The sequence below is a fragment of the Stenotrophomonas rhizophila genome (assembly GCF_007667275.1).
Taxonomy (GTDB): Bacteria; Pseudomonadota; Gammaproteobacteria; order Xanthomonadales; family Xanthomonadaceae; genus Stenotrophomonas; species Stenotrophomonas maltophilia_AE.
On record NZ_VDQT01000005.1, the window covers coordinates 74,535 to 86,413 of the forward strand.

Genomic DNA, 11,879 nt, shown 5'->3' on the forward strand with positions numbered 1-11,879 from the left:
GCCCCCTCTTCTATTGAACTGAAAACAACTCTTGTGCGTTCACCATCTGCGGCTGAAGTGCATGATTGCTTCGGCCGACTTAGGCGTGGCAAAGACGGCCCGCCGCAAGCTGGATCCCAGCCGACCATCGAGTGAGAACGAGAGAATGTTATCGCCGATTGGAATTGCGAGTTGTGCAAGGTCCACGGGCAATTGAAACTCTGTGATCTAAACGGAGAACTTGATCCTCGCCAAATATGCGATCAGATTGTCGCCTACCGACATTACGCTCTCGTCGAAGTCGTGCGCTCTCAGGTGCTCGTGGAACAGGATGTTTCTCACGCGGTAGATCTTTTGCGCAAAGCTTTTGTCCGAACGGTCATCAGCCATTTCGTCCAAAAGTCGATCCAGTGCGAGTTCAGTACTTCCGCATGGTGGAGCCAGAATCTCCTTAATTCTCGGTAGATCTTGGTAGGACTTCTTGAAGTCGTCAACGATGTCTCGGAGAGTCGTGATGCTTACGGGTGCAGCCAAGTTTAGCTTGGTACGTATCGCCTCGGAGCGCACCTTAAAATCGAGTCCAATTAACATCTCAATAATCTGGTAAGCGTAAAAGAACCTCAGAAGGGCGAATGAGGCGTATGGGTAAAGGTTAAAAAAAACCGAGTTTGCGTACTGGGAATCAATGGCGGGATCCCGGAGGGTGATTATCTCTGGAGGAACATTATCTATTCCGCAATAATCTCGAGATCCCCTGTAGCTGTATATTCCATTCAAAAAAAGGGACGGGTGAAATCTTGAGCAATCCCCCAACCCAATGATCTTCTTCCAAAGAACAAGATAGGCATCTCCCTCAAGGAAAGGTATCTCCCCGGGGCTTTCAGCTTCAGAGGAAGTGGAGGACATGGAGAAGTCCCCATTGAATGACCGAGCGCAAACCTCTAACGCTGCGACGAGGCTATAGGCCGCATAGTGTGGGTCGCCATTGCGAGGATGTAGGGGCGACAGAAGTGCCTGTCCCGGAATAACGAACCCTGCTGTCTTCCCCTTGTACTTGACCATCGAAACCGACTGCTCCGGCAATTCCGCCGAAGAGGATACGGCCAGTACTAGGTATTCGTTCGCGCAAGCCTTCGCCACCAAGGCTTGGTTGAGGTCCTCTGGGACGTCACGAGACACGATGGAACCGTCTCTTCGCTTAAATCGCAATTCCTTGACCTTCAACATGACTAGATGCCGATTCTCAAGCTACTGGTCATTGCATCCGCCTCCGATTTCACAAGGTTCATAAAAGAGTCGGAGTTCGGGCTTACTAAGGCTCTAAAGAACTGGCGAAAGTACAGGCGCTGAGCATTGCCTATGCGCTTAGCTCTTGAGTTTAGCGTCGAGATGGACCTATTCAATGAGAGCATAAACTCTTCTCCATCTCCGCCCACCTCCAGTGTTGAGAAGTCGAGCAAGGAAAGAGATAGGTTGTCACCAGCATCCCGGAGTATAGATACTGAAGCTCCGAACCCTGATAGGGCCTGTGGCCGTTTGAAAGCGCGAAGGCCGGTCGAGCCCCAGTTCCGGGGCGAAGCATTTCCAGCACCGTCGTCTTCTGTGCGCTGGTCATCCTCCAGGTCTTCTTCTGGTAGCCTCAGAGCTAGCCCATCGATGGCGACAATGAACCTGTCCCACGCAAGGACAAAGTCGCGAAAGAGATCCTTATCTCTGGTTTCCTTCGAGATATTCTCAAGGCTGGTAATGTTATCGAGGATCTCGCCTCGATCTAGTGGCGACTCGCTCCTTGCTATATAGGCATTGAATCCGTCGATGGCGTCCTTGAAGCTATAGGCGCTCAGAGCTCTGCTGGCTCTATCGGCTTCGCGAAGTAATTGAACGTGCTCAATCTTTGTGTCGAGAAAGTCTATATACATTATCTCAACTTGATGGCGCAATGACATTGTGGTCTGCCCGGTATTCAATGTCAGCATTCTGTAAAGTATGCCAAGGCGATCGATGCCCTGATAGATCTCACACCGGATCCGCCTCTTAAGAAAGGTGGATAGTACGTCCGGATCCTCGATCTCGCTGCGAAGATCTAACAGGGTATACGTGCGTTGGAGCCCGTCCAAGAGCGAAAAATGCGCTTTATCGTCATGGAAAGCCTGCATTGGATCGCTTGCAAAGTCACCTCCGTTCTTGGTGTAGGCCAAGACGATCGGCGGAATGACGCACCCCTCTAGGAAGTCGCGCTTTAGCAGTGAATAAACAGTCTTCGAGCCTCTAACCCTCTTCCGTTGAAAGGGGTTGGAGTTGACTAGGTGTTCCGCCAGAACTAGATACTGCCGAACCTCCATCTCAACCAGTATGCTCTTCGCTCGAACCTTGTGGTCTTCAAGTACTGATTTTACTTCCATGGTTAACGATTCCAGTAGGCGATACTTAAATTCGATCTTAGACCGTCGGCACACGGCCGGGAAGAGCCATTATAAAAATCACCTCAGCTCAGGGACTGAAGTTTCGATCGCGCTGAGCTTAGTATCCCTCAGGCCGAGCCAGCACTCTTCCTTCTTTGCCCACTCGCTTATCATTCTTCCCTTCGCTGAGGAGTGGAGTGCTGCATTAACCTCGCGGGCCCAAACTCTGATCTGATCCTTGAAGCCCTCTGAAAGACCCTGTTGCTCCCAAATCCGCATCAGATCAACCTTGGATCCGTGCTGCTGGGACAGAAGGGCAACCAAGTAGATGGCAACGTTACCTTGGAACGCAGGGAACAAGGGGCGCACCAGCGACTGGATCTGCTTGAAAATGATGACTTTGGCAATCATCTTTTTGAACCCAGTTGCATCTGGCACCACAGAGTCACCTCGCTCCTCCCGCTCTCTCACATCATCCATGAAGCGGGCGAAATTCTTCTGGCCACCGAGGCTGGCCTGATCTGGCCGTCCGTCCCATGAGTTCAAGAACTTGGCGAGATCCGTTTTGATCAATCGTCGCGCAGGGGGTATGACCGCGGTTTTGAGTACTCGATACTTTGCAGGCGTGCTGCCCTCACGGGCAAGCTTTGTGTTGTAGCTACCCGAAGCGCGCTCATAGAACCAACGACCCACGCCATCCGGGAGATACACGTTGTCGGACAGCTTCTCGAGCTCAACGTGGAACGGCGAATTGGCGGAGAGATCGGACTGTTTCACGGTGTTCTGGCTGTTCGCGAAGCGCGAGATGTCGCTAATCAAGGCTTCCTCAGCAGCTGAGTTGTCCGTTTTCAGGATCACGACCTTGGCTGGAACCTGCACCTTGGATAGGTCCGTGTCTCCGAACTTCTTCTTCGTAAAGTAGATGGAGGCTGTAGTCTGGCCACCATTGACAATCTGCATCCCCTTCAGCCATGCGATACCTGGGCCGCCGTCGCTTGTCCTGCCTAGACTGGCCTCGTCGGCAACGACAACAATGCCATTGTTGTAGGCGACAAACTTCTCAGGCTCAGATCGCAGGGTCGCCTGTATACCCTTGTTGACTTTTCCTGTCGCACTCAAGAAGGAGCGTACATTTGCTTCGAGCAGTCGGGCGCCGTACTTGTCATACAGGTGGCGAAGAACGTCTGCCGGGAAGACCGTCATTGCATAATCGTAGCTGTCCTCCTCTCCCCGGATGTAGACGCAGGGAAGGGGGGTGCCTGCAACTTCTTCGAAGTTGACGACCAGTTCGTCCCTGGGTTTCCCCTCTGACAGATGGCGATTGAGCCGTTCGATGTCCATGACTTCAAGTCGAACTGTCCGGCCTCCTACTTCTTGGGACTTGAACTGCTTGGTCTTCACCTGACCATCCGTCAGGACATAGATGCGAATCTCCTCGAAATCCCTGTATCCACGTTCAATATGGGTGGCGAGCTCATATCCGTCGTTCGCCGGATCCAGAGTCTTGGTCATCTTTCCTTGTGCCGACTGCGACAGAAACCGGAAACAGTACTCGGCGGCTTGCTTCGCCTCCGTGTCAGGCACTGCCTGAACTGTCTCGCTATCGTTGTAAGAGGTCACAAAGAGGTCGAGCCGGTCCCCATCCTCGGAGATTGAGTAACCACTCAGCCTAATCTTTCCCACTTGGACGCGAGTGTCGACATGGCAGACCTGCGGTTCATAGGTCATACCAATCTCCTCCATGTGGCGCATGGTGATCTCTGCAAAAACCAGCTCAGGAAATGGATAGGCGCTGCCGGAAACGGACATGCGATCATCTATCTCATTTTTCACTTCAGCGCGAATCTGCGATAGGAAATCATTCAGTTCCATTGATTCTATACTCCAAGGCTGTCCGAAATTTCTGAAAAACTGCGCCCGGCTATGGGCAGTGCGTCTAGATCAAGCGTGTAGCGCGCTTCGCGTACTGATGAGGGAACGTTTGCCCGTGTAAGGCGCGGCGAGTTAGTGCTGATGAATCGATATGTGAGCTCGCTACACCGAAAACGTCTTTTGTACGATGACCGTGCCGTGACCATGTAGCCCGCGGCTATGAGACGATTGCCAAAGCAGGCCGGCGCGCCGGCGTCTTGGAAGCGACTGGCAATCTCATCTACCAACTCAGGGAGGGTCGTGCCCACATCCGGCTGCGTAAGACGAACGGCCGCGACATAGAGAGGCTTGCGGAGGCTGTCATCCAGTTGATCCAGGTTGGCTATCCTGGCAAGGAAACCCGCGGATGCCACGGTCGTCTTGACTTCAACGGATCCAACTCCCAGATCGAAGTCGTGCAGCCCGTCAACGGGGCCTGTCCAACTATCTATTGCATCGACCTCAAACACGCCATCTTGAATGACGTTCTGCAGAACCAAGAGTTCCCCGAAGAGTCCAATCTCCTCCTCAGTGGACAGAGTTCCATCATCGTCACGCTTCATGAATGCCTGCCACGCGCGAATCCTCGCAACCATGGCTGCATGGACACGCACCCCTTCCTGCATGGAAAGGCTCTCCATGAGGTCGACCAAGTCAGTCGCCACCTTGGTAAACAGCTCAAGGGAGCCCGGCTCTTGCCGAACCAAAGCAAACCAGGAATAGCCGGTCTGATGGCTGTGAACATCCGTGGTGGTCAGGCTAAACCCTTGGCCACGCGGCAGTTCACCCCGCTGCGACGGAATGTGGCCCTTTACGCCGACCAACAGGCTCTCCTCATTTCGGGCGCCTCTGCGGCCCGCCATTGCAATGCAGTTGCCCGAGCTGAAGAGCTCGATCACGCTCCATCCATCGCCGCTGGCGTGGCCACTCAAGGCGCGCCAGGCAGAAGCAAGATCGACGTCACTGCTGGAGGGTTTCATTGATGGTCTCCCAGGCCACAGTATTCACAATGTACTCGGCGGAGTCGGCATAGTCGTTCTCCCAACCAACATTGTTCACCTTATACGGAACCTTGATAATCGATGTGCTTCCAGGGAAGCTTAAGGCGAAAGCCAAGACCGGCGGGGCGCCCTTTAGATTCCTCGGGCGCTTCCAGTCCATTCCTTCTTTCTCACCGGCGCGCGCTGGATCCAGAACATAGAGAATCAAAAGTCCCTTCTCGGGCTGTCCCTCGACCCCCGTCGATCCTTCGCCACGAATGCGACGCAGAGCCAGACCATTGGGAGCATCTGGAGCGGTAGCGCTCTTCTTCCCCTTCTTCTCCCAAGTGGATATGGTCAGCGCCAGAGCGGCCTCCCATTGCGCCGAGCTCACATCGATGGACTCATCCGTGGGGTCAAGCAGAACACCGATCGAGTACCTGCTCCCAGTATCAGAGTCACTCTTTCTGCGGGACATTCCCACGCTGATCCCTGGGGCGAGCTCGTAGGACTCTCCGGACTGAGTGCCCAAAAGCGCAATCGTCCATTGCGTAAGCTCGCCGGTCGCGGCCATCTTGCGGATGAATTCAGCAAGGACCTTGCTGTTCACTCGATGCGCTGCTGACAGGGTGCTGTAGCTGTCTAGGAAATCGACCACGGTAGAGACGTCCACGGCTCTCCAAAGGTGCCCAGACCATTCCTTGGCGCCCCCATCGAAATCCGCCTTTACAGTTGATCTCTGGTTAGGCTCGCCAGCCTGCAACAAGAGATTTCTGCCCGCAACAAGGTTGCGATTCAAGGCTGAATGGTCAGTCGGGAAAGTGACAGTTTGTACAAGCTCGCCGCTGTATGAAAGGTTGAGGGTTTTTGCGCTTCGCATCTTGATCTGGGAGGTCACCATCATTTCCGGGTGAGACTGAACCTTCAGGCCAAACTCCCGGGGCGTAGCTCCCGAATTGGCCATGAGATCAAACTCCTCTCGAAGCTCTGCCGATGCATCCGAGATGTGCTTGAACCAGCGGATGAGATCGGGCGAGGTGTAAAGGCGGCAAAGGTCTAGGTAGCCCGGACGGTATCCGAACCAGCGACCCATCTGCATAAGTGTGTCGTACATCTTCGACGCACGCAGGAAGTAACTTGTGCACAGCCCCTCCAGCGTGAGTCCGCGGGCAAGTTTGTCGCCGCCGATGGCAATTACCTTGAGTCCTTGCTCCTTGTTCTGTTCGTAGTCAAGGGCATCCTTTGCAGTCCCATTGATCATTCGGACTTCCAAGTCGTCGAGGACCCCGGGCAGCGTGTCAAGAATGTCTTGCCAGGCCAGCTCTGCACTTGGGACGTCACCGAGCCCAAGCTCTCGGACGGCTGCAGATGCAGGGAGAAAGTCCCGAGTCCAAAGGCCGTGCAGGTTGGCAAGCGCATCGCCATCTTCGATGCCCCGTCCAATCGTCTGCCTTGCATGCTTCACGTAGTCATCGATGTCACTCTTTAAGATCTTCTGAACACTGTTGAATCGCGTGACATGGACGAGCATCGAGCAGTGCTTTCTCCCCTGCCCACGGAGCTTCCGGATCGTGCACGCCAGGATGAAGGAGTTAAGCGCCTCTCTGAGGCTCAAAGGAAGGGCATGGTCACCACTCCATACCGGAACATGGTCAATCTTATGGCCCACGGGCATCCAGCCTGTCCCTTCTTCGCCTGATTGGTAGTCCTCAACAGGACGGATCAAGGGGACGTGGCCAGTACGGCCTTCGGGGGAGGCAAGCCCGAACATCGTCGCAGGGCCCACGTAATTGTCTGGCGCAGCAAGATTCTGGATGAAAGCGGACGGAAAAAGATCCGGCCCTTCGTTGCGTGTCTCACCGCGCTCGTGGATGAAGATGTTTGCGAAGGGCGTGGCGGTGTAACCCACGTAAGCCGAGCGCGAGAAGGAATTCAGTATGCGACGGATCAGCTTGTTGATAGTGGTTGGATTATGCTCTTCGTCGGCTTTTCCGTTCTCATCGACAACCAGCTCGCCCGTATCGACCGAAGCATTGTCGGCCTCGTCATCGATGATCAGCAGCGGGAACTTGGTGACCCGTTTCCTAACCAGCGGGAGGTCTCTGGCGGTTGACGGAGTGGGCTCGCCATCCTGGACGACGGAGTCTGCCACGTGCGCCTGTATCCATTTAAGGAGGCGGACAAGGACGGACTTGTTCTTCTTGACGACGAAGAGCCAGGGACGCTGCTCAGGTGTAATTGAAAGCGGGTTGGCAGATCGACCTCCGAAATCACCGTTGTCCGCGCGAGTGGTGGCGCAGTTGGGCTTAATTGACATATCGGAATCAATCAGGCCGACACCCACCCGCTTAAGTGCGTCGTGCGTCGAGTTTGTCTCGTATCCCAGAAATCCCTCTTCCAGGCGTATCTGGGTCTGCGATCTAAGATTGTTGTGAAGTCCGGCCAGGACGATGATTATCTTGTACTGCGCGTCCGCGGCCTTGCATACCAAGCCGGTGTAGCTCGCCGTCTTTCCAGATTGTACGTGGCCGACAACCAGGCCCCGACGGCTCCATTGGCCTTCACGAAGAGGGTCTTCGAGCATTCCGAGGATCTTGTCAGTTGACTTGTCCAGCTTGTCCGCGATGTCCCACGACAAGTCCTTCTCGATCATCTCACGGTAGCGTTGCCAGTAACGCCACTCTTCCTTCCTCGATGAATCGAGCCATGGTTCGTGGCCCCGATCGTCAGTGAGGCTGGTGTCATCGCCTATCCACACGCTGAAACGTCTGATCAGCTCATCGGCTACAGACTCGCGGTCAACCTCCTGTGCCCATTGCGGCTTGAGCATCAAGGCGAGAGCAATCTTGTCGGAGATCATCGCCGGCGTAATCGGTCCAGCCTGCTTCTCATCCACTAGAAGCTCTTGGACGATCTTGATAACGCTGCTTTGTACGGATTCGCTCATGTCGCTCTCTTCATTCCTTGGAGATGTCGTCTGGCAGATTCTTGATAAGCTCAGGGTAGAGGTCGAACGGCTCAGTGCGTAGAAGCTGGAGCTTCGCCATGTTGGGTGCCATTCCCTTTCTCCCCACAAGACTTCGATAGAATACGTCCAGGACCTCACGAACGGAGTCAGTTGGCTCGCCTGTGAAGCCACCCTTCGCGTGCTCCCCGCTTTCTGCGGCCTCGAGCCAGATCCTCTGAACCGGAATTGTTTCTTCGAGGACGCGTAGCATCGCTTCCACCTTCGGCCCAAACTTGGGGTCTTCCACCAGATCCTTCACAACGGTATGGGCTCGGTCAACGTTGTATCGCCGGCCGGTCGCAGTCTCTTTTGATTGCCACACCGGTACAACTTCCTCGCCGCGCCGCAACGTTGAATTGGAATATGCCCGATGCAGGAACACTTTGCGCGCTCTCGATCGGGCGTCCTCAGCGAGTCGACACAGTTGGTCACGCAAAGCGGCTGGAGGATGTGCGGAAGACTTCCTGATATCGATCTTCCATTGAGCATCGACGTCATTCGGGATGTCTAGGCGAATTCGAGCAAGCCGGTGGGACTCGTCCTTGGACCAGGATCGACCGCGCCCTAGTCCAAGCCAGCTCCCAGCCACGAGCAGTCGCCTGCCGCGATAGACATAGAAGCCTTGCTGACCCGACCAGCCCTCGACACCGCCGGCGTCGGCATAAACCCGTGCGGCGAGTCGGTCTTTGTGGGGTAGCACGTACGCTTGGCTTGTGACCTGCGTCTTGCCCACACCAATCTTAGTCACAGGTGACTTCCAGGTCGCCGGATTGGATGAAAGGAACGGGTCCCAAGCAACTACAGCCTTTCCGTTCAGTCGTAACGACAAGGCAGGTCGGCTTCCCTCGAGGAACCTATGGAAGATCATTGCCAGATGGCGCTCCACGTCGTCCATAAGGTCAAGGAAGTGCCGGCTGCTGAAGCCCTCGGTGACGATGCGATCGAGCTGTTCCCAAAGGACCACCGTGCCACAGGCCTGATCAGCAAGCGACGCAAGGCGTGCTTCGGCGCGGGGCGCAGGCCCGTCCAAAAGGTGCCACTCGCCATTTGGATCTGTTGCGAGTACGTCCAGGTCCCATCGGAGACAGTTGGCATCCCCGTCCTTCAGGCTGAGAACAGTCAGTCGCCTTGCCTGAGAGAAGGATGCAGTTTTGAGTCCCAAGCCGAAGCGGCCTAGATCCGTGGCACTTCGGGTGTGCAGGGGGTTTCGGTCGCCCAGTCGCATAGCGCTGAAGAGCTCTCCGCCGGTCATTCCCTTGCCGTTGTCTGTGATGGAAATCCAGCTGTCAGAGTCTAACCAGTTGAACTTGATCTCAATACAGTCGGCGCTTGCAGATATGCTGTTGTCTATCAAGTCCGCAAGTGCAGTTGCTGTTGTATATCCAAGCCCGCGAAGTGCCTCAATCATCGCATCCGCTCTGGGCGGCACATTCCTTCCTGGCGGCTTCACATTACTGCTCTGCTGCATCATCCTTCTCCGCAATACCGTTGACCAGTTCACCAAGACGCCGCTTTGGGTGACGCATTTTTCTCAACGCCTTGGCCTCGATCTGGCGTATCCGCTCCCGGGTGACACCGAACATCTGACCCACCTCCTCGAGTGTCCTGTCCTCGCCGTTTATCAGGCCGAATCGATGTCTCACGACCTCTGCCTCTCTCGGTGGGAGTTGCGCCAAGCACTCGTCGATGGCGCGCCTACGAAGGAACTCGTCAGTCCATTCCTCTGGCGAAGACGACGTATCCTGCGTGGAGGAAGCAAGCTCTTGCACGCCGTCCTCCTGGTCCCAAGAGACTGCATCGTCGATCACGGCCAACGTCTTCGCGACTTGATTCAGCGATAGGTCGCTAAGCCTGGCGATCTCCTGCGCCCGCATCGCCTGAGCGGAGTCTTCGCCACGTTCCCGGGCAACCTTGGCGATCTTGCTGACCCTCTCCATGACATGAATAGGAAGGCGTATCACTCTCGCCTTGTCACCGATTGCGCGACTCAAGGACTGCTTAAGCCACCACATTGCGTATGTGGAGAACTTGGTTCCTCGTCCGTAGTCAAATCTGTCGATAGCCTTTAGCAGGCCGATCAAGGACTCTTGGATCCGATCCATCCTAGGTAGCGTGCTCCACGAATACATGTCAGCGACATGGACAGCTAATTTGACGTTGGCGAAGAACATTTCGTGCTCAAGCCGTGAGAGGCGGCCCAGCGCCCTACGCATAGCCAGGCTAACGCTTCCGGCGCCTTCAAACTCCTGATCAATCCGTCTGATGGTTGAGGAGGTTAGTTCTAACGCCGAAACGGCTGCCATGGCTCGCTTTCCCAAGGAATCATCCTTTGGGCTTCCTGTCCATTCAGAGCAAGCAGACGCTGCAGTCTCCAATAGTGCGAGCAGGCTTGGCCCTGCGGCGGGTAGTGGGTGTTCGTCTTCATCTGCCGGATCACCGCTACCGTCGGTCCATTCGGCTAGTGGAACGTTGTCCCCCACGCTCAGGTGGCTGATCTGACCTGTCGAGACGCGCCCGTGCTTAAAGTCGTCTGCAAGGCGGTTAATGGAAGCGGCGGCGCAAGCGCTTTCAGCGATGGCACGATATGCATCCTTGAGAGACAGGTCCAAGAGCAAGCCGATTCGCTCTTCTCCCGCGCGGTCTAGCAGCAAGGACCCTTGGGTGATCTTCCAGAAGTGAGAGCCAGGATCATTCGTCTTCGATGCAAGATCCTGCATGAACAGTTCCAGCTCCTCGATGTCAGTGTCTGATGCTGATGAGCTGCTCTCGTAGACGTGAATGGGCGGTAGCCACTGATCGTCCTCCTCGGGAACCGCGCCGAGCTGGCCCATGATGACCGTTAGGTGATGCGATATGTCACCATCCTCAACTCCTTCGATCTCGTACGATAGTTCCTCAATCTCCTTGGGACTGAAGCTGCCTTCGTTACGTGCCCGCTGAATCAGCCCGCTAAAGGCGTGAAGTGTGGAGCTATGATTCAGTTCGCGGATCAGTGAGATCTCAGAATGGCTCGGGAGCAGCCTTGCCAGTTCGTTCCAGTCTTCGTCCTTGTCGACAAATACGTGCCTGGAGATTTCTTCATGCACCTTTTTTACTGTCGACCAAATCTCAGGGTCCTGTACTGGCGCATCGGCGGCCACATCCACGATCCACGTACCGAAGAACCCTGATTGAAACTCGTCAGCCTCGCAGGGTGCCTCTACGCTTACACCGAGTTCCAAGTGCTGAGAGGGAATATGTGCGCCGTCGAGTCCAGCGATCTCATCTCTCCCCGGCCACACCACTATCGCCCCGGCTGCCTCCGTTGGCTCTTCATGGCGTGCAGGGTGTTGGACATTCAGCACATGCTCTTCGATAAGCTCACATAGCTGGAGATGACCTTTGGAGGCGGCGAGCATATGCAGTGTTCGTCCCTGCTGATCGCATGCCTCCACATCACCACCTAGCTGAAGATAGCGCAATACATGCTGTGAGTCGCCGCGAAGTGCGGCGAGCCGAAGCAATGGCTTCAATGACGGGCGACCACCGCCATCCTTGGCAGTGGATTCGCCGCCAATCATCGTTCCTTCAGAGTCTGGGGATTCCATTTCCCTTCGATTC

General features: G+C 55.3%; 7 protein-coding genes. All 7 read right to left on the minus strand.

From position 1 onward, the window contains the following. Positions 1-207: 207 nt before the first annotated feature. Complete coding sequence (locus tag FSZ13_RS15565) at positions 208-1,206, minus strand: hypothetical protein (RefSeq protein ID WP_145481292.1); 999 nt, start codon at positions 1,204-1,206, stop codon at positions 208-210. A 2-nt stretch (positions 1,207-1,208) separates the two neighbouring features. Continuing rightward, positions 1,209-2,381, minus strand: a complete 1,173-nt coding sequence (locus FSZ13_RS15570) for a hypothetical protein (RefSeq protein ID WP_145481294.1) — start codon at positions 2,379-2,381, stop codon at positions 1,209-1,211. Between the two features lie 78 nt (positions 2,382-2,459). Further along, on the minus strand, positions 2,460-4,253 hold the full coding sequence (locus FSZ13_RS15575; protein WP_145481296.1) for an AIPR family protein: 1,794 nt from the start codon (positions 4,251-4,253) through the stop codon (positions 2,460-2,462). A gap of 5 nt (positions 4,254-4,258) precedes the next feature. Further along, positions 4,259-5,272, minus strand: coding sequence for a PD-(D/E)XK motif protein (locus FSZ13_RS15580; protein WP_145481298.1), 1,014 nt, complete (start codon positions 5,270-5,272; stop codon positions 4,259-4,261). Continuing rightward, positions 5,253-8,219, minus strand: a complete 2,967-nt coding sequence (locus tag FSZ13_RS15585) for a Z1 domain-containing protein (protein WP_145481300.1) — start codon at positions 8,217-8,219, stop codon at positions 5,253-5,255. The genes FSZ13_RS15580 and FSZ13_RS15585 overlap by 20 nt, the downstream gene beginning before the upstream one ends. A gap of 10 nt (positions 8,220-8,229) precedes the next feature. After that, on the minus strand, positions 8,230-9,747 hold the full coding sequence (locus tag FSZ13_RS15590; protein ID WP_145481301.1) for an ATP-binding protein: 1,518 nt from the start codon (positions 9,745-9,747) through the stop codon (positions 8,230-8,232). After that, positions 9,731-11,866, minus strand: a complete 2,136-nt coding sequence (locus FSZ13_RS15595; RefSeq protein ID WP_186308964.1) for a sigma-70 family RNA polymerase sigma factor — start codon at positions 11,864-11,866, stop codon at positions 9,731-9,733. Before FSZ13_RS15595 ends, FSZ13_RS15590 begins: the two co-directional genes overlap by 17 nt. Between the last annotated feature and the right edge of the window lie 13 nt (positions 11,867-11,879).